Annotated in this window: 18 protein-coding genes and 1 pseudogene; 10 read left to right on the top strand and 9 right to left on the bottom strand. The window is 43.1% G+C overall.

Annotated elements, in window-relative coordinates:
* The first annotated feature begins 87 nt into the window (after positions 1-87).
* The gene (locus BACINT_RS07935) at positions 88-4,053 is read left to right on the top strand and encodes a hybrid sensor histidine kinase/response regulator transcription factor (protein WP_198136847.1); all 3,966 of its coding nucleotides are present in this window, start codon (positions 88-90) and stop codon (positions 4,051-4,053) included.
* Between the two features lie 72 nt (positions 4,054-4,125).
* On the opposite strand, the gene BACINT_RS07930 is transcribed toward BACINT_RS07935, so the two are convergent.
* From BACINT_RS07930 to BACINT_RS07915, 4 genes are all read right to left on the bottom strand, one after another.
* Positions 4,126-4,749: an HU family DNA-binding protein gene (locus BACINT_RS07930; protein WP_007662079.1), complete on the bottom strand. Its 624-nt coding sequence runs from the start codon at positions 4,747-4,749 to the stop codon at positions 4,126-4,128.
* 321 nt (positions 4,750-5,070) lie between these two features.
* Positions 5,071-7,953, bottom strand: coding sequence for a TIM-barrel domain-containing protein (locus tag BACINT_RS07925; RefSeq protein WP_007662077.1), 2,883 nt, complete (start codon positions 7,951-7,953; stop codon positions 5,071-5,073).
* 42 nt (positions 7,954-7,995) lie between these two features.
* Positions 7,996-10,500 carry an SGNH/GDSL hydrolase family protein gene (locus tag BACINT_RS07920; RefSeq protein ID WP_007662076.1) on the bottom strand — a complete coding sequence of 835 codons (2,505 nt, stop codon included), beginning with the start codon at positions 10,498-10,500 and terminating at the stop codon, positions 7,996-7,998.
* Between the two features lie 272 nt (positions 10,501-10,772).
* Positions 10,773-12,515, bottom strand: coding sequence for a PAS domain-containing sensor histidine kinase (locus BACINT_RS07915; RefSeq protein WP_007662075.1), 1,743 nt, complete (start codon positions 12,513-12,515; stop codon positions 10,773-10,775).
* Between the two features lie 569 nt (positions 12,516-13,084).
* On the opposite strand from BACINT_RS07915, the gene BACINT_RS07910 reads away from it, so the two are divergent.
* From BACINT_RS07910 to BACINT_RS07875, 9 genes and pseudogenes are all read left to right on the top strand, one after another.
* Positions 13,085-14,308 carry a site-specific integrase gene (locus BACINT_RS07910; protein WP_007662074.1) on the top strand — a complete coding sequence of 408 codons (1,224 nt, stop codon included), beginning with the start codon at positions 13,085-13,087 and terminating at the stop codon, positions 14,306-14,308.
* A 25-nt stretch (positions 14,309-14,333) separates the two neighbouring features.
* A complete protein-coding gene (locus BACINT_RS07905) occupies positions 14,334-15,473 on the top strand; it encodes a PDDEXK nuclease domain-containing protein (RefSeq protein ID WP_007662073.1) in 1,140 nt (379 codons plus the stop codon).
* A gap of 170 nt (positions 15,474-15,643) precedes the next feature.
* Positions 15,644-16,228 carry a Crp/Fnr family transcriptional regulator gene (locus BACINT_RS07900; RefSeq protein WP_007662072.1) on the top strand — a complete coding sequence of 195 codons (585 nt, stop codon included), beginning with the start codon at positions 15,644-15,646 and terminating at the stop codon, positions 16,226-16,228.
* A 155-nt stretch (positions 16,229-16,383) separates the two neighbouring features.
* Positions 16,384-16,797 (top strand): hypothetical protein, encoded by a 414-nt coding sequence (locus BACINT_RS07895; RefSeq protein ID WP_004294812.1) that lies wholly within the window; start codon positions 16,384-16,386, stop codon positions 16,795-16,797.
* A 16-nt stretch (positions 16,798-16,813) separates the two neighbouring features.
* Positions 16,814-17,236, top strand: a complete 423-nt coding sequence (locus BACINT_RS07890; RefSeq protein ID WP_007662070.1) for a SecDF P1 head subdomain-containing protein — start codon at positions 16,814-16,816, stop codon at positions 17,234-17,236.
* A gap of 14 nt (positions 17,237-17,250) precedes the next feature.
* Complete coding sequence (locus tag BACINT_RS07885; RefSeq protein ID WP_007662067.1) at positions 17,251-17,541, top strand: hypothetical protein; 291 nt, start codon at positions 17,251-17,253, stop codon at positions 17,539-17,541.
* Positions 17,542-17,639: 98 nt separating this feature from the next.
* On the top strand, positions 17,640-17,879 hold the full coding sequence (locus BACINT_RS24525; RefSeq protein WP_230372598.1) for a hypothetical protein: 240 nt from the start codon (positions 17,640-17,642) through the stop codon (positions 17,877-17,879).
* Positions 17,833-18,252 (top strand): annotated as a pseudogene (locus tag BACINT_RS07880) (hypothetical protein). The gene BACINT_RS24525 and the pseudogene BACINT_RS07880 overlap by 47 nt, the downstream one beginning before the upstream one ends.
* A gap of 121 nt (positions 18,253-18,373) precedes the next feature.
* Positions 18,374-18,706, top strand: coding sequence for a helix-turn-helix domain-containing protein (locus BACINT_RS07875; protein WP_007662061.1), 333 nt, complete (start codon positions 18,374-18,376; stop codon positions 18,704-18,706).
* Between the two features lie 52 nt (positions 18,707-18,758).
* Here the strand turns inward: BACINT_RS07875 and BACINT_RS07870 are convergent, their stop codons facing one another.
* The 5 genes from BACINT_RS07870 to BACINT_RS07850 all read right to left on the bottom strand — a co-directional run bounded on the left by BACINT_RS07870 (position 18,759) and on the right by BACINT_RS07850 (position 23,064).
* Positions 18,759-19,478: a hypothetical protein gene (locus BACINT_RS07870; protein ID WP_007662059.1), complete on the bottom strand. Its 720-nt coding sequence runs from the start codon at positions 19,476-19,478 to the stop codon at positions 18,759-18,761.
* A 4-nt stretch (positions 19,479-19,482) separates the two neighbouring features.
* Positions 19,483-20,409, bottom strand: a complete 927-nt coding sequence (locus BACINT_RS07865; protein WP_007662057.1) for a relaxase/mobilization nuclease domain-containing protein — start codon at positions 20,407-20,409, stop codon at positions 19,483-19,485.
* Positions 20,375-20,758, bottom strand: coding sequence for a MobC family plasmid mobilization relaxosome protein (locus tag BACINT_RS07860; protein WP_007662055.1), 384 nt, complete (start codon positions 20,756-20,758; stop codon positions 20,375-20,377). Before BACINT_RS07860 ends, BACINT_RS07865 begins: the two co-directional genes overlap by 35 nt.
* Positions 20,759-20,903: 145 nt before the next feature.
* On the bottom strand, positions 20,904-21,827 hold the full coding sequence (locus BACINT_RS07855; protein WP_007662053.1) for a toprim domain-containing protein: 924 nt from the start codon (positions 21,825-21,827) through the stop codon (positions 20,904-20,906).
* 163 nt (positions 21,828-21,990) lie between these two features.
* Positions 21,991-23,064 (bottom strand): AAA family ATPase, encoded by a 1,074-nt coding sequence (locus BACINT_RS07850; RefSeq protein ID WP_044154949.1) that lies wholly within the window; start codon positions 23,062-23,064, stop codon positions 21,991-21,993.
* Positions 23,065-23,068 lie beyond the last annotated feature (4 nt).

Genomic DNA, 23,068 nt, shown 5'->3' with positions numbered 1-23,068 from the left:
AAAAGCTTCCCTATATTATTTACCCGTTTACTCAAATCTCCCTATATTTGCACAACCCCTTTAAATGAAATGTTAATCTTGACTACGATGAAAACTCATATTCCTAAATTTCTCATTTGCTGCCTGTTCTGTTTGCTGTCCGGCGTCCCTCTCCATGCACAACAAATGATTGTCAATCCCATGCCTTTTTTAGACAAACTGCCTGTCAACTCCATTTTCAATCTGTATCAAGACCGACAAGGCTTCTTCTGGCTGGGAACCGCATACGGGCTGGAACGTTATGACGGCTATGATATCCAGCCTTTCATAAACAACTATAAAAATCCTCATAAACTTACCCACAACGATATCCGGTGTTTCGCCGAAGACGATAATTACTTATGGGTAGGAACAGTACAAGGCATCAACTTAGTGGACAAAAGTACTTATCAAATCACCTCATTTCCCGACTCTGCCCTACAGACAAGAGAAATAAGAGATCTCATCTGCGACCAAAAAGGTAACATTTGGGTAGCAGCCGGCAAAAAACTGTTCAGATGCAACGCCCGCCTCGGTGTATTAAAAGAATATACATTAGCAAACGATCCGAATACATTCTTCGAAGATAGAAACGGCGACCTATGGTTTCTGACCTGGAACGGGGATATATTGAAATACAATGACCGGGACGATTCCTTTATGCAATATGCCCACATGGACAACAGCAATCCCTACCGGATGATACAAGACCATCAGGGACGATATTGGATTGCAACCTGGGGACAAGGAATCTGGCGTTTCGACCCGTCCTCCCCTGACAGAAAGAAGATATTGCAACGTCAGTCTATCGTCAACCCCATCCGTCATTCACCAGAACAGGTGTTCTTCGACATTGTACAAGACGACATGTACGGCTATCTATGGGCATTATCCCATTTCAGGCTCTATGTTTTCCGCATAAACGAACAGAATGAACTGGAAGAAGTGAATATCAATGCTATAAAGGACATCAATAACCCCATAGACCAATACAAAACATACAGCCGGATCATCAAAGACCAATCCGGCAATTTATGGTTAGGAGCTTACGATCAAGGCTACACAATAACCTTTGAGAAAGCTGAAATAATCAACCATACGATGGAAAATATCAAAAAGAGGCTAGGCGTAGATGCCAATGTCTTATACTTCAACAAAGACTCAAAAGGTACCATTTGGTTCGACCAGTCACGTTACGGTCTCTGCCTTTTCGATGAACAGACAGGAAAGATTACTTATGGAAACAATGCGGATGCTTTATATTCATTAGTCGTGACCTCTATCGTACCGTCACAGAAAGAAGATGCTGTATGGCTGGGCGGACGCAATGATTTTTCTTCCCATATATGGAAAGCGACAAAAGAGCAAATGCACATTTCTATTTTAGAAGAATATGACCTAAAGGAAGTCGTTGCCGATCCGGGCAGTATAACCCAACTGGTAGAGGATGATCATGGCAACATCTGGATTGGAACCACCTCGCGGTTGTTCTTCAAACAAGCCGGTTCAAAAAAGATTGCGGAATTGCCTTTTGACATCTCTCACATATCCGATATGTCCAAAGACAGTAAAGGAAATGTGTGGATCGCCTCCCGGGATGCCATTTACCAAATGGCTTATGAGAACAAGCCTATACTACTGAAACATTGTCCCAAAGAATCAATGCCGTTATCCGATGACCCGATAGTGAATATCTGTGCCAATGCTCATGACGTCTGGTTTTCCACTTCATTAGGACGGCTACTCCGGTTTAATTCAAGCGAAGAAAAAATAACGGACGAAACCGAATCCTGCGGACTGACAGGCGACAACATTCTGGAAATTCTACTATATAAAGATAAGATATGGATAGTATGTGACAAATACATAATCCGCCACCATCCGGCAACCAAAGAAAATACTGCTTATTTTGTCGATGACCCCAATATCTTCGTCTCCTCCTTCCGACATAGCGCAGCTTTCGTCGATGAGGAAGGTTGCCTGTACGCCGGAGGACATAACGGTTTCATCAAAATATTACCGGACAGGCAAAATACAAACAATAAACGTACCGGACAGGTACTTATCACTGACGTAAAGTCCGATAACCGCTCTGTTTTATTTTCACCTGCCGGTTCGGAAACAGGCAATTCCGTGCACAAAATAACACTTTCACCAGAAGCACGGAATATTGAAATCCTATTTTCAGCCCTTTCATATACCTCCGGACGAAGAATCAAGTATGCCTATCAACTGGAAGGCGCAGATAAAAAATGGACCTACATAGACAACGGGAAACACTCCGCATTCTACAACTACCTCGGCAAAGGAGAATATACTTTCCGCCTGAAAGCCACCGACCCGTACGGCAACTGGATGGAGGAGGAACAACAGTTGCTTATCCGGCGCCTTCCCGCCTGGTATGAAACCTGGTATGCCTATTCATTCTACACTCTTTTCATCGTGTGTATCACCTGCCTGCTGTTTTATGCCTACACCAAGCGCATGGAGAAGAAAAACAAGTTGAAGCTCCAGGAAGAACTCACCCAAATCAAACTGAATTATTTCACCAACATCTCCCATGAACTCCTCACCCCGCTTACCATCATTTCTTGTGTAGCCGATGATCTGGAAGAAAATAAAGAAAGCTCGGAAAGACAGGTGGAAATACTGCGTTCCAATGCCAACCGACTGAAACGGCTACTGCAACAGATCCTGGACTTCCGGAAAGTGGAAAGCAGAAAAATGGAAATAAGTGCAAGCAAAAGCAATCTGTCTTCTTTTGTTTCGGGCATCGTGGCGTCTAATTTTCAGTCGTTAGCCCACCAGAAAAGCATCTCCCTGTCCACCCGGATAGACGATGGCATTTGGGGATATATGGATATCGACAAGTTTGACAAGATATTGTTCAACCTGCTTTCCAACGCCATCAAATATACGCCGGAGCATAAAAAAATAAACGTAAGCCTGTCTGCCATATATAAGGAGGGATGCAGATTCCTGGTACTTAACGTAGAAGATGAGGGCATAGGAATAGCTGAAAAGGATATAAAACATATCTTCACCAAGTTTTATAACAATAAGAATCACCCGGGATGCCAGTCAAACGGAATCGGCCTGTCGTTGACCAAAGAACTGGTAACCCTGCACCACGGAACTATCGAAGTCAGCAGTAAACCGGGCAAAGGTTCGGTTTTTACCGTAGAAATACCGATAGACAGAGAAGTATACAGCGAACGGGAAATAGCAGAGTCTTCTCTCCTTACAGTTCAAGAAGAAGAAACAGATACATTCATTCCTGATGAAAAACCTTGTATTTTATTCATAGACGATAACAAAGACTTGCGGGAACTCATACAGCATATCCTCAGCAAGAAATATCAAATCTTCATTGCAGAGAACGCTTTGCAAGGACTTGAATTGCTTAAGAGCACTCCGGTAGACATCATTATCTGCGATATCATGATGCCTCAGATGAACGGTTTGGAATTTTGCCGGCAAATAAAAGGAGACATACAAACAAACCATATCCCCATCATCATGCTCACAGCCAAAAATGCAGTGGACGACCAAATAGAATGTTACAAAGCCGGAGCAGAAAGCTATATTGCCAAACCTTTTGAAATGAAAATATTACAGGCACGAATAGATAACCTACTGCAATCACGTGAACAATCCCGGCAAAGTTTCCGTTCAAAAATGGAGATAAACATTTCCAATTTAAATTATCAAACCAGCGACGAAGAATTTTTGAACAATGCCATGCAATGTGTGGAACGGCACATTCAGGAATCCGAATTTGACACAGTACAAATGGCAAACGAGCTTCACATCTCCCGCTCTACCTTAAGCCGGAAATGCAAGGTTATCAGCGGGTGCACTCCTTTGGAATTTATACGAAATATCAAGTTGAAATACGCCTGTGCCTTATTGAAGAAGAAAACAACAAGCATCTCCGAAGTGGCTTATGCCACCGGTTTCTCATCGCCCAAATATTTTACTAAATGCTTCAAGGAAGAATTCGGTATGACGCCAACAGAGTATCAAAGTCAATAAAAAGAAAGTGAGCATTCTATGTTTCTACTCGGAAAAAAGACTCCGCTTTTTAATATAAAGAGTGCCGGAACTTTATTTCTGCATCCCCTTCATATACACCACATTCCTCCCCGCTCCACATCTTATCAGTAATCCATCCTCAATAAACAAGTTCAAATCCGTAACCGCCTGTTTCACACTGCGTCCTGTCAGACGGGCATATTGTGCACGGTTGATACAAGGCTGTTCCTGCTGCAAGTATTCATCAAGTAACCGGAAACGTTGCTCTACGGACAGAAGCGGCGTAAAAGACTCGGACTTGGACGACTGCGGATGGCGTTCCAACCGTATCTTTTTATTCAATTCTTTATAGAATTCCTTGCCTAGACGAAAATTCAAGCCGCGAAGCGTCACCGAAGCAGCACGCAGTTCTTTCTTTTCCATCACTTCGCGCCGGCAATTCAGCGAAGGGGTGAAATAGCCAAGTTCGCCAAATTCCACTGTCCAGCCATCAGCAAGGCAGTCGCGCAACTCATCCATAAAGGAAGCCATCGCCCCCTCCAACAGGCTGCGACTGATGCCGGTAAAAAGGTGTACACGATTTAGAAATTCTTTCCGTTCAATAGTTCCTTTAGGTATAAAACGGGCATAAAGGGGTTGCTGCTCACCGGTTTGGCGAATGTCAGGCTTCTCAAGGAGGTCATAATATGCACTCATCTGTATATTTTTTATGGGTACCCCACATAAAAAACATGAAGTGCCGGAATTAAATTATCACACCGCTATTTTTAACTCTTTTCCCTACGGTGGCTAAAGAAAATCGCAGTGAACACTTATTCTTTCCATCATGGAGAAAGTTTCTTTCCACCACGGGGATTCTTTCTTTCCTCCATGGTAGAAAGAAAGAATCCCCGTGGTGGAAAGAATAAGCATTCGCATGCAAATGTACTAATATCAGGCAATGAAAACAATAAAAGAGCCTAAGAAAAATATTAATCGACCGCTAAACGCTTTTCCACGGCAGAAACATCAGTTGTTTCATGATATTGATACACTTTGCTGCTTCCCGTCATACTTCACTGTCACCCCCTTAGCTTTCGCGTCAAAAGGTTGTGGTTTATCCTTACTTACCTTTACAACGTTGAATGTACGTTCTTTCAACATACCGGGAAACTCTCCTGCACGGTCACCGATAGTCAGAGTGCCCTCTGCATCATTGTAAATAAATGGAATGATGGCATACTGTCCTTTTTCATAATTATAATTCACACCTTCGTCCTCATACAAAGTGAACTCACCATCTTGACCCGCATATACATATAGCGTAATTTCCTCCGCAGGTTTCTCATCACTATATTGCATTTCCGGTCCGTAAGGTACAATAGCCCCTTCGCGCACATAGAGGGGCATACGTTCATAAGGAGCATCCACTTTCAGCCTCCCGCCACCGGAGATGTACTTACCAGTATAGAAATCATACCAACCGCAAGTTGCCGGGAAATAGACTTCCCGATTGCGTACACCATATTCATATACCGGAGCCGCCATCAACGCCGGACCGAACATAAACTGGTCACTGATATTGTTCACCTTTGTGTCTACCGTGAAATCCATTACCAGCGGACGCATAATCGTATAATCATCAAAATAAGTCATTCCCGCCAATGAATAGATATAAGGCATCATCGTATAGCGCAACTTCGTATAATACACTATAGAATTATAGGCCGGATGGTCTTCGGGAGCTATATGCCACACCTCACGAAACGGATACTGTCCGTGCGCACGGAATAACGGGCAGAATGCGCCAAACTGATACCAACGCGTATTCAACTCACGCCATTCCTTATAGTCCGCATTCTCTTTTCCGGTCTTGTTGAACTCCTTTTGTCCGTCTTCATAGCGTTTTTCTACGCAAAATCCACCAATATCCATTGTCCAGTAAGGAATACCGCTTACTGCAAAGTTCAGTCCGGCAGAAATCTGTGCCTTCATATCTTCCCAACGGGTAGCAATATCTCCACTCCACGTCGCGGTAGAGTAGCGTTGCAATCCGGCAAATCCCGAACGGGTCAGCAAAAATACACGCTTATCATTGTCTGCGGCACGTTGTCCGTCATAAATAGCCTCAGCATTCATCAGCGCATACGCATTGAAATATTGGTCGGACGGACCGAAAGCAGTCGGACCGCACAAGGCTTTTCGATAAGCCAGATCCGTACAGTCGCGCACATTCGGTTCACTGGCATCCATCCACCAGGCATCGATTCCGAGCGGGTAAAGGTGATCTTCCATCTGTTTCCAGAACAACTTCCGTGCACCTTCAGCATAAGCATCATAGAAAGAGCCTATGTATCCGGGGCCAATCCAGTCGCGGATACTGTCTTTAACGGCCTGCTGATACATCCACCCCTTTTCATTAAACTCTTTATAATGTTCCGTAGTCCTATAGAACTTCGGCCAAACGGAAATCATCATCTTAGCATTCATGGCATGAATGGAATCTATCATCCCTTTCGGATCAGGGAAACGAGCTTTGTCGAACTCATGGCTACCCCAGGCATTTTCCGGCCAGTAGCTCCAGTCGAGCACAATATTATCAATAGGAATCTGACGTTTGCGGAATTCCCTCAAAACATCCAGTATTTCTTCCTGCGTCTTATAACGTTCACGGCTCTGCCAGTATCCCATCGCCCACTTCGGCATGATCTGCGATTTCCCGGTCAAGGTGCGGTATCCACTGATAACCTCGTCCATATCCTCACCATAAACAAAATAATAATTGATCTCATTCTGCATTTCTCCCCACCACGACTGTTTGTTCTGTTCTTCAACAGATACAGGAGACAATGCACGCAAACCACAATAGGATACATATCCGTCAGGAGTCCATTCAATTTTCAATGGAACGCGTTTACCAGCCTTCAAATCTACGGCAAACTTATGACTATTAGGGTTCCAAGCCGTACGCCAACGTTCGGGAACCACCAGTTCACCGTCAATATATACCTTCATGTATCCTGCATAATAAAGGATGAAACGGAATTCTCCACTCTCCATCGGCTCTATTTCTCCTTCGTAAGTCACCTGTGATCCCATAAAGGGAAATTCTTCGGGAAGATTCACCACCTTAGACAAATCCTCCGACTTCAAATGCTCAAAATAGATAGAATCTTCCCTCCGCACCAGTGTTTCTGCCTTTGATTGCCGGGCAGGCACGTACGTTCCTGTCAAAGCACCTTCCTTCCCCTGCTTGTCATAGAGCTTGAAGATCGCACTCAACTGTGAATAATCACGCGGATCACCAAAACGGCAAAGCGAATAACTATCCCACAAGATGCCATAGTTTTTATTGGAAACAATGAAAGGCACAGAAACTTTTGTATTGTACTGAAAAAGTTCCTCGTTCTTTCCTTTATAATTAAATTCATCAGCCTGATGCTGTCCCAGTCCGTAGAACGCCTCATCATCGGACGACCGGAACACCTGGCGTACCGTATATGCCTTTGTCCCCTGCACTTCAATAGGTCGGAAACTCCGTCCCTTCTCTTCTTCCACCAGAATCAAATTGCCGGAAACATCGGTAAAGCATACTTCACCCGTAACTTTGGATACAATGGCGCACACCTGTGAGGTTTTTACTGAAACGGCATCTTCACTTTCTTCCACGCTGAAGTCCGTCTTATCTTTTTTGGGCACAATAATCAGACTTTCTGCCTTTGAAAAGCTCTTTTCGGGAGTGGCCGACACATGAATCAGCTTCTCTCCCACAACTTCAACCTTCACCTTTCGCACATCCGTTGGTTGCTGTTGTTCTACATTTACAATAATGCCATTACCCGTCTTCTCATACCCATTTCCGGAGCATGCCATCAGCATCCATCCTGCGAATAAACAAACTGAAATGTTTTTCAATTTCATATCTTTGTTTTTTTAAGTTATTTTCTGTAAGGGGATAATGACCTATTGATTTACAACAAAATTACGTATCTGACACCCTATTTTATCCCCTTTTGCCACACGCAAACGCAATGTATGACAGGCTGAAGGAAGCTCTGTTTCAAGCATGTACACCCACGGAATGTACAGGTTCCGACTCCAATCAGTAAACGTATCCAGCTTCTTGAAAGGAGCACCGTCTATACTATATTCCAATACGCAAGCTTGCGGACCGGCTGCACAGAAGATCCCCACCGCACGACCTTCGAAAGAGAAAGAAAGGCTGGCACCGGCACGATCGGCCACCAACATAGGAACGTGCACAAAACCTTTACGGGTATTCCCCTTCACAGTAGGCATCCAATCTTCCACTACTTTCCAACCATTCAGTTGTTTAGCCGAGCGAATGTCGATAAACACACCTTTATCATAGGAATAAGCATCTATTGGTTGCTCCGGCACTTCATGCGGTTGGACTGTTTTCTTTGCCACATCCCCACCCCATTCAAGGTCAAAGAGATGATTGATAGTGGCAGCATAATATTTATGCCCGTCCCAGGCAGGATGCGTACCGCCAAACTGCTTCCAGTCGAACTCACCGTCACGCATACGGTATGCCACTTCCTCCGCCAGATTGATGGACGAAACATTATAATAATTAGCTACGCTCTCGTGGCTCATAATTACCTGGGGTTGCATGCCTTTGTCAAGTAAAGGAATGAACGGATCATAAATGAAATGAAGCATGACTATATCCATCGCGGGACTGAAAGTGCGTGCATGGCGGACAATACCTTCCATACCGCGTACTTGCTGAATATAGTTGAACTTATTGGTATCATCGTTCACTGCCGCTTCCACAAACAGCAAGTCAGGTACACCTTTTTGCAGTACATCGTTTTCAAAACGGAAGGCATGAGGCGTACTTCCGGTAGAAGGTATTCCGGCATCAATAAAAGTAAATTCCGTATCGGGGAAACGTTGTTTCAAATCTTCCTGTATCATATTCCGCCAACCGCGCATTTCAGTAATGGAACCGCCGAGAAAGGCAACGCAACCTTTTTTCTCTTTCGTGAACTTCAGATAAGAGTTAGCAAGGTTAGCACGCTGATGAATGACATGCTTTTTTTGATAATCCGGCTGGTTGCGAACAATGAAGTCAACTACCGCTTCGGGGTTTTCCAGGCTATGGGGGTGATGGTCGCAACCGGGTTTCAGAATGATTTCTACAAGTCCGCCCAAAGCACGGTAACGGTCAGCTACAATTTTCATATTCTCTTCATAGGGGACTGTGCGGTCACTATCACCACAAACACTGATAACAGGGATACCTGCATCGGCTAAAGGTTCCAGATTATCAATCGGATTACCTTTGAAGTTATTCATCTGCTCATCAGTTAGTCCCCACTCGGCAAGTAATCCACTCCATAATTCCCTGTGCCTGCCAGGCCAACTAAACACATCACACACTGGGGCATCCACATAAATACAAGCCACTTTATCAGGATTCTTCGCTCCCCAATTGAAAGCAAACAGACCGCCACGACTGAAGCCTTCCAATGTCACTTTAGAAGACAAACGATAGTATCTGCGCATAATATCATAAAAGTCTGTACCCAAACGTTGCGCACGGGGGCTACCATAAAGATGCGTCAAATCGTAATAAACAACATGAAAACCTTTTTCCAGCAAAGCTTTATCTACTGAAGGGAAAGCTCCAAAGAAAGCTGGACGCCATATCCAGGGATGGCCTTCGGCCACCTTACGGGGAACAACTACTGTAGCCTTACGGGCATTACAGATAAAATCATAACGATCGAAACCTTCCCATTGCGACTTTTTGCCGGGGAAGGGTTGTTCAGTGACAATCTTCGGTGCCTCGTTGCCGGTCAGCGTACGATAAAGCTCGCCGGCTATCAGAGCCGCCCCCTGTTCGTTGGGGTGGATGCCGTCCGTATAATAATCGGGATGCGGCTTCAAAAGTGCGTAAAGATCCACAACAGGCAAGTGGCGCTTCTTTGCAACACGGCGTATCACGGGGATGATACCATTTGTAATTACACTGTCGTTGATGCCGAAATTCCGTTTCACAGCCGGCACCGGGAAGCACAGATATATCTTAGGCTTGGAAGGCAAGTCCTGAAGAATATCCAACATCTCCGTCAGGTCCTTTCCGAAATCCTTTCCGTAATGCCAGTTCCAAGGCTTGCTGTCATTTGTTCCCAATTTAATGGTAACGATGTCTGGCTGAAATGCCAGCAGATCGCGGAATTTCTGCTCGTGCATGTACGGATGATCTCCCTTGTTCAGCATTACGCGGGCGCTGATTCCGAAGTTACGCACATCGTACCCCTCACCCAAAAGCTGGGAGAGCAATCCCGGATAACTGTTCTGAAACTGATTTTTAATTCCTGAGCCATAAGTGATGCTATTGCCCACACAGGCAATCTTTACCGGCTTCTTTTCTTGTGCTACCGCCCACAGGCAGAACAGGCACAGAAAAAGCAAAAGAGTGTTTTTCTTGTTCATGATATCCCTATTTAATTACGTTTCATAGCATTTTTGACGATCGCAAAGATACATTTTTTTAAAAGACAGAACCAAATCCCCTCAAAAATGTTATCCAAGCCTAAACCTACAGAAAACGAAAAGATTAATGTTATTTGCAGCCAGCACACTGATTCCCTCAAAAACTGTACACCACAGTAGAGGGCAGTAGTAACCCACAGAGCCCTATGACCGATAGGAAAGGCTTACCCCAGGTAAAGATTCCTTCCTGATGCTACAAATTAGAAATATTCTTACGAGAGAATGGAACGGTGCGCCCCCATCTTCTCGTAGGGCAACGTAAACCAGAAAGTAGAGCCTTTACCTAACTCAGACGCCACTCCTATCTCACCTTTGAGCTCCTTCACGATATTCTGTGAAATAGCCAGTCCAAGTCCGGTTCCTTGTTTGAAAGAATCGAGCTTTACAAAACGGTTGAATATATCCGCCACCTTTTCAGGAGGGATACCGGTACCGGTGTCTGTCACAAAGAAGCGTATATAGCCATCTTTTGGTTCTTCATACCCAAACGTGATACTCCCGGTATTTGTAAACTTCATGGCATTACTGATGAAATTATTCAGTACCTGGGTAACTCTGCGTTGGTCAGTATACAAAAGCAGTCCCTCCAGTGGTGTCACCGCACATATAGCGACATTCGCATTCGTTTGTCTCATCCTGGCAGCCTGCTCTATCTCAGATAGCATCTTATTTACATCTATATTTGCATAAACATATTCCAGTGTCCCCGCCTCAATCTTCGACAAATCCAGGATATCATTAATCAACTGCAACAAAATATCATTATTCTTACTAATGATGCTGAGATATTCCGTCCGTTCTTCTTCCGATACATCTTCGGCCAATATGCTCGAAAAACCTACTATTGCATTGAGCGGAGTACGTATTTCATGACTCATATTAGCCAGGAAAGCTGATTTTATACGATTGGACTCTTCAGCCTCTTCTTTAGCCAAACGCAGTTTACGTTCCAGAATCTTCTGGTCCGTAATATCCCAGGCTGTATAGAGAATCCATTTACGTCCATTGGAGAATGAAACTATATTATTATTCTGGAAAGTAAACCGTTCCTCATTCTTATTCGTAAAGAAGCGCCTAGTACCAAATTGGGCAATTCCCGTTCTTACCAATTCTTCATCTTCTTTCCTGATCATCGTTGCAGCCTCAGGCATTATATCGAAATCAGTTCTTCCAATCGCCTCCTTAGCTGGATATTCAAAGAGTTCTTCAGCCTTTTTATTTATAAAAGTATAACGCATATCATTATCGACATCTTTCACCTTAGCTGCAATAGGAAGGTTGTCAAGAATATTTTCAAGCAAATGCAGATGCTCTTGCCACTCCGTTTCTCTCACTTTCTTGATACGCTTGTGCATAAAGTAAAATAACAGCAGAACAATAGCAGTACCCAATACAATCACAACATAAATAATATTCTTCTGGATAAAGCTGGGTGGAACATCATAATAAACCGCATTTTCAAGAAAGTGTTCTAATGCAACTCCCTTGTCATCAGGTATATATTCGCCATCGTAGTACTTATTTATATCAGCCGGCGTATGCGGCATTGAGTGGCAAATAATTGTAGGCACCCCTCTCCAGATGGTGTCAAAAAGCGGTTTACAAACGTACCATCCCGGATCGCCTACAAATATGACAGCTTGGGGAGGCACAGAATATTTATCCTTTAGATAATCAACCTTCTGATCTATTTCCTGTTGATTATTGAAATGCCATGTTGTGAGAGTCTCCGAATATACCTTCACTGAATTTTCTTCATTGAATGCCTTTTCTACGGTTTCAAGTAGATCATAAGCCCATTTCTCACGAAAAGTGGAAGAACTGATAAGAACAATATACTCTTGATCTTTTGTATCAGCCATCGTCTTGGGCACCAGAAATAAACAAGCGAGAATAGCAACCGCAAGTATTCGAAATGTCAAAGGGGGATACAGAAATGTATTCTGATTTGGCATATTGGGTAAATATTAAAATATAAAATGGCAAAAGCTTCTCAACTATCCTTTGCAAAGTTAGGAAAAAATAAATGCCCAAGAAATATCCAATGACAAATTTGCATATTACGTTCATTTTTTTGTTGTATATATCCGCATTGAACACTATTTGTGATATAGGATCAGGTATGACGCTGATGAAATAGAAAAAATGTAGCATTTATAACTTGAACTCAGCAATTCAATAAAAAGTTGGTAGAATCGGCAAACCAACGAGTTACGAGGGACATAAAAGAAAAGCGGAGAGAGTTTTTCAACTTTCTCCGCTTCAGTACCCAGACCCGGTACAAACCATAGAAATCATAGGAAAACAAAAGAATTTATTCACCTTATTATCAATAACTTGCATATTTCTTATTTTCTCCATTTTTGCCATATTTTGCCCATTTTCTGTTATTCAGTACACTTTTAGTACACTTTGAAATATCATTTTCTTTTGTACCTTTGCAATATCAGAAAACAAAAGAAAATCAACTATTTAGCGTAATCACCCGGTTATGGTACCTAAATCGGGATAAAACCTCTAAACAATGGCAAAGTTAGAAAATAAAACGAAAGAAAACCCCAAGTTAGAGCAGAATAAGCTCTCGGATGGTAGAATTAGCCTTTACTTAGAGTATTATTTAGGTAGAGAGGAAAAACCCGTATTAGATGAAAGCGGCAATCAAGTGTACTATGATAGTGGAAAGATGCAAGGCAAGCCCAAGTTTGCAGTAAAGCACAATAGGCGAAAAGAGAACCTTAGTCTGTATCTGATAGATAAGCCCCGTACTCCTGCGGAACGCCAGCGGAACAAAGAAACGTTGGAACTTGCCACAAAGATACGTGCAGAGCGTGAGCAGGAATTTAAAGAAAGTATGTTGGGCTATCGGTTAAAAAAAGATAGAACGGTCAATTTCTTAGACTATTTCCAAGCCTATATCAACAGTTATACCAAGAAAGATATTCGCATGGTACAAATTGCGCTTAGCCGTTTTAAGGACTTCTTAAAAGAGCAATACCCCATGAATGAGTTTAGTATCAAACCGGAACTTATTACCAAAGAAATGATGGAGCAGTTTGTAGCCTATTTGCAATCCCGAAGTGTGGGTGAGGGAGCTAAAAGCATTTACCAGCGTTTTAAGAAAGTTATTCGATATGCGATTGACCACGATGTAATGTTGAAAGACCCATGCAAAAGTGTTACCTGCAAAGTGGATAGCCAAATGCTTCGGAAAGATGTTCTTTCTCCCGAAGAAATACAAAAGCTGGCGGCTTGCCATTATGACAACGAGAACCCGAATGTCAGACGGGCTTTTATCTTTTGCCTATACTGCGGTTTACGCTTCTGTGATGTAAAAGACCTGACCTATAAGAATGTGGATTATGCTAATCGGTTATTGAAGTTTGAGCAAAGCAAAACAAAGGGACATTCAGCCAGTAGCGGTGTGGTTATTCCTCTGAATGACGGTCTATTGTCTATCATTGGCGAAGCCCCGGCAGACAAAAACTGTTTGATATTCGATTTGCCTACTTACGAAAGCTGCTGTAAATCAGTAAAGCGTTGGGTAAAGAGAGCCGGGATAGACAAACATATAAGCTGGCATTGTGCCCGGCACTCGTTTGCCGTGAACATTCTGAACAATGGGGCAAATATAAAAACCGTAGCCAGCCTTTTAGGACATAGCGGATTGAAACATACAGAAAAATACACCCGTGCGGTGGATAAATTAAAAGAGGAAGCAATAAACAGTTTGCCCGAACTAAAGTTTTAACCATAAAAGACTTATCTTTGTAACTATGAACTTTGAAGCATTAGTAAAACATATCAGCACGATACAGAACACGTTGCAGGCACAAGCCGCACACGCTGTAAACCTTGCCCTTACTTCCCGTAACTGGCTTATGGGGTGCTATATCGTGGAATTTGAGCAGAACGGAGAAGACCGTGCCGCATACGGTGAACAACTGTTGAAGAAGCTGGAGCAACGACTGAAAACAAAAGGTCTGAATGAACGTAGATTCAGGGAATTTAGACGACTGTACCTTGTTTATCCACAGCTAAAAGAGTCTGTCACACAATATATAGCATCACAAATACAAATTCGGCAGTCATTGACCGCCGAATTCACTGAACCAATTCGGCGGTTGGTGACCGCCGGATCTGAAAATGGCGTTTGGAAGCTATCAACAAAATACCCACAAACCGAAACATGGATGATTCCAGCTGATAGATTATTCAACAGATTATCTTCCACCCATTTAAATACTATATCAGGAATTGAGAACCCGATAAAACGTGCTTTCTATGAAATGGAAACTATTCGTGGATGCTGGTCTGTAAAAGAGTTAGAGCGGCAAATCGCATCTTTATATTACGAACGTAGCGGACTATCCAAAAACAAAGAAGCCCTCTCCGCTTTAGTCCAGCAACAAGTAACCTTATTGCAACCCAAAGATGTTATCAACACTCCTGTTACTTTAGAGTTCTTAGGATTGAATGAACGTGCATTAGTGACGGAAAACGATTTGGAACAATCCATTCTTGATAACCTGCAACACTTCCTGTTGGAAATGGGACATGGTTTCTGCTTTGAAGCCCGGCAGAAACGTATCTTGATTGATGAAGATTATTTCTTTGCCGACCTCGTATTCTATCACCGCATTTTGAAGTGCCATATCATTGTGGAATTGAAGATAGACAAATTTCGCCATGAATACGCCTCGCAACTAAATATGTACCTTAACTACTTTAAAGCGGAAGTAATGCAGCCGGACGATAATCCACCTATCGGTATTCTACTTTGTACGGAAAAGGGAGATACATTAGTAAAGTATGCCACTGCCGGATTAGACCCGAACATCTTCGTACAGAAGTACATGATAGAACTTCCAAGCGAAGAAGAAATAAAAGCATTCATTTCTTCCTCAAATTGTTAAAAGTAATACTGGCAAAAAGAAATACCCTTTATTCTTACTCTTTTCGCCAGTACCTATATCTTACAGTCAACAGAAAATAGTTTAGTACGGTTTGGATATATAGACAAAAAACAGACTAAACTTTAAACCTGGAAATTCAGATATTTTTTATACATTTCTCTTATATACAAATGATAACCGAATTCAATTCATATATGAGTAACATAGACATAGACTTCTTCAAGGAGTTGTGTCTGAAACATGGAGAATTACGACATTATAAAAAGAATGAGTTTATTCTCCATGAAGGTGATGCATGTTCTTTCTTCGGGTTTATCTTGTCAGGCGTAGTCAAATACAGTTGCACCAACCGGACAGAAAACAAACCGTATAATGTCGGTTTTTCCTTTCCAAATGAATTTATAGGCGATTATCCCACTTGCTTATATGGCATGAAATCAGAATTGAATATACAGGCGATAATCCCGTGCGAGATTTACATCTGTTCTTCTGCATTCTTACAGCAAAAATTCGAGGAGAACAAAGAAAGCCAACGGATAGCCCGTATCGCAGCCGAACAGATGTTTTTCCAATCATATTCACGTTATTTGGATTTATTCAGATTCACACCGGAAGAGCGTTACCTCCAACTTTTAAAAAAATGCCCTGCAATCCTTCAAATGGTATCACTAAAAGAAATAGCATCCTACCTCAAAATTACACCCGTACACATGAGCCGAATCAGACGCAAGCAAAGTCTTGACAACAAAAAATAAACATAGGTTTAGAAATTTACATTCATAACAATATTCCAGGAGTATCTTAATCTGCCAAAGGATTCTTCTTTTTATCTTTGTCTTATCTTTGGTTGGTTCAACGAAGAGACAAAATAAAGATTGAATGAGTTAAACAAGAGATTAAAAAAGACAAGATGAAAAAGAAAATTACTTTATGTATGGTGCTTTCCACATTCATTATTTGCGCCATGTTATGTCTGACAAATTGTAGTAACGACGATGCCCCTACTTCTGTCTTCACCCCCGAAGCCCTGAAGCAAACTACTTGGCAAGCGCAAATGACCGTGTACAATATCGAAGATGAAATAGACTACACAAAACAATCCATTCTTCAGTTTACCAACGAATCAGAAGGCATTTATACAAGAACGAACGAAGAAGACGGATATATGTGGAACACAGATTTTACTTACCAAGTAAATGGAAAAATCATCACGTTCGACAACATAGCAGGTCCATGGACGGTGCTGGAATACACAGGAACACACCTCGTAATGGAAGCCTATAATCCCAATAAGATGGTGTGGACATTGGAGAAGATGTATTAACCTAAAAATAGCGGATATGAAGATTTCAACGATTCTCTTTTTCTGCCTACTAATGACAGCTTGTATGCAGACAAAATCCTTTCACCGGATAAACGGCTGGTACTACGTAACATCACAGACTACAGACAGCCTTTCACAAACACCTTTCCTTACTGTTAAGGATTTCGATACTTTACGTTTGGGAACTGATGCTTTTGGACACTCGGTCATTACCGGTGTCTTCCTCCAAGATAAATTGCCTATATGGAGAGAAGCCACAACAAAGAGTGTAGGAAAGTACATCGCTTTCGTTTTCAATGACACGGTGATAACTGCTCCTCAGGTTAATAGTTCCATAGAAAGCGGATGTTTCCAAATTTCCAATCCGCATGGATATGATTTGGAACGTATCTTTAGGGAACTACAAAAAGAAATTGATACATCAAGGTTTGGACATTAAATATTAACTGGAAAATGGGAACATTAGGTTGCATAAATGATATGCTACAACGGGATAAAGAGAACCGTGAGCTTCGCAAGTTGAATAGAGACAGGATGAAAGAACATCACAAATATCTTGTAGGCAAAGGTAAAAATGCTGATTTATCCAATGTTTCCATTGAAAAGATAGAAGAAATCCGTAAAAAAACCATAGAAAAGGAGCAATCAGACCAAATATATCTGTTTAAGATATATATATTTCTTACAATATGCCTTTTAGTGCTATTTTTATTGGGATTACTTTGCTATAAACTATTTTTCTAAATACCCAAAACACAACAACTTGCAGATTACAATATTATGAATTGAAATAAGCCTTTTCCGAAGTCTCGCTAAGGCTTATTTTTTATATGAATACATACATGAATCTAATTTTAGAACAGCGATTTTTCCACTTATTGTCGGAATATTCACAACGTAAAGTTTCTGCATCGGAGTTTACAAAAGCTATTGAAGAGTTGGCTATTCATGTAGCCAATTTTAGTATCAACGAACAGGATTACAACGTTTTATTGCGTTGCTTTTCCTTTGGCTTACACCGTCTTAAATCGTATCGTGTACGGTTTGAGCAAGAAAAAAATGCCTTATTTGCATCTAATTGATGAAGCAATAGGGCTAATAAATAATGAAAATCGCCTTATCGAATGGCGCATCAAGTACCCGGAACAATTCAAATAACGGATTGGCAAACAAACACTTTCCCCTCTCTATCTCGCAGACAAGACAGCCCTTATCAACATCATGGAAATGGTAAGCGGTCTGTTCCTCTCCAAAAGCATTGTCTATCAGAACGGAAAACCTGCCTATTTGGTGGACTTATCCAAAGGGTTTGAATGGTTGTTTAATATCAAGATAAGCGACTGTCACCAAAAACATGAGGACGTAATAAAACGAAAACCGGGCAAACTTACCGAGTTTCTTAATGGACTGGTAGACCTTATCCGAAAGGAACATGATAAAAAAGGATATAGATAATCAGCGATTTGCGATTTATTCATAATGGATTCCATGAGTACCCCTGTAATATCCTTGCACTCTTTTTCTGAACTTTGCTTCATCAAATCACAAAAAGTACAATCTGAAATATGAAGCAATTATGTATCTAGAGAATGATAAATTTGGCGAATGGATGCAGAAGTTGTACGCCAAACTGGAAGAACTCTGCAAAGATGTACGGGTGTTGCGTAACGCCGATAAGGTGCTGCCCGAAGATGATAACCTGTTGGATAATCAAGATTTGTGTCTGTTGTTCAAAGTAAGTATCAAAACCCTTCAACGTTACCGGGCTATCGGTGTGCTGCCGTACTTCACAATCAGCGGAAAAGTGTATTACAAGGCTTCCGATGTCCGAGAGTTTATTAAAGAAAGGTTCAGCATTACCACGCTACGCCAGTTCGAGAAAGCACACTGCACGAAGAAAAAGAAGTGAATTAAAACAGCCGAAACGGTGAATGTGCTTCATCCGTTCCGGCTTTCTCTGTTTATGGCTTACCCAACTTATCGGCTTCTTTTTTTAGTTGCTCAGCTTGCTCGTTCAACAGCCTTGCACGTTCCAGTGCTTCCGCCTGCTTTTGGATGCGATATTCAAAATCTATCACTGAATCGGTCAGACTTCGGATAAAACCGTTATCCCGTTGCCACTTGAATTTATTTTCCAGCATATCAAAAGTTTCTCCGTCTGTCTGTCCCTGCATCAGCAAATAGCGATACTTTATATCGTTGTCCTGTAACTGCCGCATACGTTCAGCCAAACGGACATTCAAGAATATGGAAGCGGAACAGAGAATCAGCACTGCCGAAAAAAGAAACAATCCCGGACGAATCCAAGAAGCGACCTTGTTGTAAATCCGTTGATAGAGCGGTAAGGGTGCAGCTTCCTCTTTATCCGTTTTGCAAGAGCCCAAAGCGTCAATCATAACCTTGAAACAACGATAGGTTTCCAATACTATTTTCTTGGTGTCCTCGATATGTTTCTGCTGACCTTGCATCCTGTTCCTTATCTCGTCAAGCTGGCTTCGGATAGCCTGCAAATCCTTTTCGGGAACAGCCGGGTTACTGTGCAGTTCTGACAATGCCTGTTCGATTGCGTTCAGCCTTTCGAGAGTTTCCCCCCGACTGGCTGGCGTTACCTGTGCTTCCTGCTTCTCTTTCAGTTCTGTAACCATTGAGAGAAGCCCCTCTAAAATCAAATTTTCCTCCATACGCTTATAATTTTAGTTGTTTTTTCTTTTTTTTCTTCTTCTTTCTCAAAAAGGAATCATCGGGCATTTCATCAGCCGGGGCTGACAAACCGGAAAACAGACCGCCTAAACCTGTTATAAAAGAATTATCCGCTTTGTCGGGTGCTGGTACTGATTTCTGAACAGGTGCGGTAACCGTCTGCTTATTGCTTCCGACTGTCGTCTGCCCTACATCCCCAAAACATTTATCCAGTTTGGAGAAACTGAAACTACGGTCTATCTCCGAACCCTTGAACGTGTATTCGCCTTTGGAAAAGGAAACGCCTTGTATCTCGCCTGTCTGTCCCTTGTACTTGAACCGGATAGTAATACCCTTTTCCGCTAACCGCTCCTGTAACTGCTGCCAGTTTCGGGATTTCCCGATTTCATTCTTTACAGCGTTGTAAATCTCGTATTTCGATTTGTCTGGCTCTTTCAAGCGGTGCTGCTTCACCTGTTCTTTTCCACCAGCGAAATAAAGCCCGTGCTTGGCTTTCAGCTTCTTGCATACCTGCTCGTTACGGTACATATCGTTCCTGTCCGAAATGGTCTTGCCGTTGTTGTCAATACGGTTGAATACGATATGCACATGTGGGTGTTCCCGGTCTTGATGGCGCACGATGATATACTGCGTATCGGTGATTTTCATTTCACGCATATACTCCTGCGCAAGCTGTACCATCTTTCCGTCTGTCAATTTGGGCGCATCCACTGCCGAATAACTTAATGCAATATGTCCGACAGGCTTCTTCAAATCGGGATTCATCCCGGTCTGCATACAGAAGCTGCGGATTATATCGCCCCGGCTTTCAGTCAGAACCCCGTCCGCATGAAGCAAAACCGCCTGTTCCTTGCCAAGCACATAGTTCACACAGCCTTTAAAACCGCTTCCCTTTTTTATTTTTCCAATCATCCGACAAATGGTTTATGATTTCAATAATCCGGTTTTTGAGCTTCACCAGTTCCACCGCCACCAGTGCGAAACCTCCGGCATTCGCCCGGTGCGCCAACTGGTTGATGTTGTTGGCTTCCCCTGCCAGTTTGCGGATGGTGTCCGCATCCTGCCTGTTCAGCCGGGGTATGACCTCTGCCGAAACAACCGCCTGCCTTACATACTCACTGACACGCAACCCGGCTTCCCCGGCTCGCTTTCTGATAGCGTAATACTGCAACTCGGTCAGCTTCGTACTGACAACCCGTTGCTGCTTCTCTATCCGTTTCTTTGCCGGACGTCCCCCCGGCTTGTCCTTTATACTCGTCATGGTTTTTTACGTTTGAATGGTGTCTTAAAGATTGCGACCAACGGGAGAAATTTTCTTTGCGGTGAGCAAAGCAAGGTAGTTTCGGTTTACCGAAACATAACCTTGCTCTCCAAATAAACCGCCAGCCGTTGGTAGTCCTGCCGGATTAAATGCCCCTGCCTCTCTTTTGTCTTGGGGCGGCACGTTGTCCGGTTTCCTGCTTCCTGCCGCACAGGTAATCGTTCAAGTCCGAATAACCCCTATAATTGTCCGAGAAGTCACGCACACGGTAGGAGTATTCCAATGTAATAGCCTGTGTCGCCTTATACCCTGTCTCGTCATTGTCAAGCATACAGTGGATGCGTTCATACGGGTACAGCACGTCAATGGCTTTCGGCACGTTGACAGTCGAATTAAGAATAACATAATCCTGCCTGTCAAGGTCGGGCATAGTCAGGCAGTTCTTCATCCGGAGCGTGAGGAAAGAAAGATAGTCCATAAAACCCTCGAATACCAAACATTTCTCTCTCGGCTCTCCCTGCTGCCGTATATGGGTGATGTCTTTCGGGGCGATGCAGCCTTTGAAAAAGGAATTGCGAACCTCGTAACCTCCTGCCATATTCGGGAAACCGATAGCAAAGAACGGTCTGCCGTTATTGGTAAAATGGAGTTCCTTACATTCTCTTTTTGCCAGTTCGATATTGATACCCCGTTCCTGCAAATAACGGAGCAATGCCGGATGGGTCAAGTCCCGGATTTCCAAATGTTGGAAACTCGGCTCTGTCCTACGCTGGGGAAAAGAAAAACTGACCGGGCGGACGTGCGGTGTCTGTTCCGCTATCCGGTTTAAAAGGTATGGTAGGCTGTCGGAGCAATAGAGTTCCTTTGCCAGTGCGATGATGTTACCGCCCTTGCCTGCGCCAAAGTCATACCAAAGGTTGCGGTCAGTGTTCACCTTGAAAGACGGTTCGTGTTCCTCCCTTAACGGTGATTTGTACCATAAACCGTTACCCTGCTGCTTGACGGGAGGGTAACCTAAACTGTGCAGATAGTCTGCGATGGGTATTTGTTTCACATCTTCGATGTTCATAACATTTTCTTTTTTGGGGATAAAAAAATAGTTGAAAAGTGCGCCAGTCCTGTTTAGTCCGTTATATATACACCCGTACCATACTAAACCTGCCTGCTCCGATACCGGGAAACAAACAGTCCGTTACGCTTATATATACACCCGGACTAAACCAAACTGACTTTTAATAATGGAAATCGGGATTGTAGCGGTAGCCCTTACCCTCTTTCACAATCATGCGCTTGTTCACAAGGAACTTGTTCAGTTCCACATGGATATTGCGCCCACGCTCGTAGCCGATACTCGCATAGCCTTGTTTCAAGGTCTTTAGGACATTCTCGTAACCATATATAACCTGTTTGCCAAAACCGTTTTCCAAAGCCGTCCTGTGCTGTTGCTCCGTCAGTTCCGCCAGTGGAAAGCCCCTGTCTTGGCTGGGCTGCTTGAATACATAACCGTCCACGACTTCGGGTAATGCGTTGTCATTGATACGGAATGCGAACGGGTCAAACTCCCGGTCACGTATGTGCATCGCCTTTACCTCGCTTATGTTACCGTCCTGCTGGCTTTTCGTGATTTGCAGGACGGTTTCAGCCTTGTTGTTCAGTTCCGTGCCGATATGCCCCCTTGTGTTGTCATCCCCCTTGTTCAAATGCAGTACGGTGTGGATATGCAGGTTATAGCCGCTTGACCAGCGCATCAAGAGATTGATTAGGTCAGTCGATTCGCTCGGACTGTTGATGTCATACATCAAGTCACGGATTCCGTCAATGATGAGCAACCCCACATCGGGCATATTTTCAAGCATATAGCCGATAATCTGCTTCCGTTTGTCGGGGGTCTGCTCCCTTAGCACGATGAAAACAAAATCCTCCCTATCCTTATCTGTCGGCAGTCCGGCAAGGCGCAAAATACGCTCCATGACCTTATGGCAATGGTACTTGCTCTGTTCGGTATCAACATAGAGAATTTTCCGCTTGTTCGGTGGCAGGCATGCAGAATACTTCAGTACCTCGTCATTCTTCAACGCCGCCGCAACGATAGCGGAAATGTTGAATGTCTTTTTGCTCTTGGCTTTGCCTGTGGATGCGCTGAAATTACCCAACGTGCCAATGGTAGAACCGTTCACCCAAAGAATTTCGGGCGGTACTTCATAAGTGTCCGTCACTTTTAAATGAATGGTTTTCCAAAGGGTCGCAAAATCCTCTTTCGTCATGGCTATACCTTGTCCGGTTTCCTCTTTCTTCTTGTTTTCCATAGCC

It is taken from the genome of Bacteroides intestinalis DSM 17393 (assembly GCF_000172175.1).
GTDB lineage: Bacteria > Bacteroidota > Bacteroidia > Bacteroidales > Bacteroidaceae > Bacteroides > Bacteroides intestinalis.
The sequence above is the reverse complement of the archived record's forward strand: the minus strand, read 5'-3'. Positions and strand labels throughout refer to the sequence as shown.

Bases quoted from the DNA above. Each gene is read 5' to 3' on its own strand.
- BACINT_RS07935 (WP_198136847.1), top strand. From the start codon at position 88: ATGAAAACTCATATTCCTAAATTTCTCATTTGCTGCCTGTTCTGTTTG.
- BACINT_RS07930 (WP_007662079.1), bottom strand. From the start codon at position 4,749: ATGAGTGCATATTATGACCTCCTTGAGAAGCCTGACATTCGCCAAACC.
- BACINT_RS07925 (WP_007662077.1), bottom strand. From the start codon at position 7,953: ATGAAATTGAAAAACATTTCAGTTTGTTTATTCGCAGGATGGATGCTG.
- BACINT_RS07920 (WP_007662076.1), bottom strand. From the start codon at position 10,500: ATGAACAAGAAAAACACTCTTTTGCTTTTTCTGTGCCTGTTCTGCCTG.
- BACINT_RS07915 (WP_007662075.1), bottom strand. From the start codon at position 12,515: ATGCCAAATCAGAATACATTTCTGTATCCCCCTTTGACATTTCGAATA.
- BACINT_RS07910 (WP_007662074.1), top strand. From the start codon at position 13,085: ATGGCAAAGTTAGAAAATAAAACGAAAGAAAACCCCAAGTTAGAGCAG.
- BACINT_RS07905 (WP_007662073.1), top strand. From the start codon at position 14,334: ATGAACTTTGAAGCATTAGTAAAACATATCAGCACGATACAGAACACG.
- BACINT_RS07900 (WP_007662072.1), top strand. From the start codon at position 15,644: ATGATAACCGAATTCAATTCATATATGAGTAACATAGACATAGACTTC.
- BACINT_RS07895 (WP_004294812.1), top strand. From the start codon at position 16,384: ATGAAAAAGAAAATTACTTTATGTATGGTGCTTTCCACATTCATTATT.
- BACINT_RS07890 (WP_007662070.1), top strand. From the start codon at position 16,814: ATGAAGATTTCAACGATTCTCTTTTTCTGCCTACTAATGACAGCTTGT.
- BACINT_RS07885 (WP_007662067.1), top strand. From the start codon at position 17,251: ATGGGAACATTAGGTTGCATAAATGATATGCTACAACGGGATAAAGAG.
- BACINT_RS24525 (WP_230372598.1), top strand. From the start codon at position 17,640: ATGAATCTAATTTTAGAACAGCGATTTTTCCACTTATTGTCGGAATAT.
- BACINT_RS07875 (WP_007662061.1), top strand. From the start codon at position 18,374: ATGTATCTAGAGAATGATAAATTTGGCGAATGGATGCAGAAGTTGTAC.
- BACINT_RS07870 (WP_007662059.1), bottom strand. From the start codon at position 19,478: ATGGAGGAAAATTTGATTTTAGAGGGGCTTCTCTCAATGGTTACAGAA.
- BACINT_RS07865 (WP_007662057.1), bottom strand. From the start codon at position 20,409: ATGATTGGAAAAATAAAAAAGGGAAGCGGTTTTAAAGGCTGTGTGAAC.
- BACINT_RS07860 (WP_007662055.1), bottom strand. From the start codon at position 20,758: ATGACGAGTATAAAGGACAAGCCGGGGGGACGTCCGGCAAAGAAACGG.
- BACINT_RS07855 (WP_007662053.1), bottom strand. From the start codon at position 21,827: ATGAACATCGAAGATGTGAAACAAATACCCATCGCAGACTATCTGCAC.
- BACINT_RS07850 (WP_044154949.1), bottom strand. From the start codon at position 23,064: ATGGAAAACAAGAAGAAAGAGGAAACCGGACAAGGTATAGCCATGACG.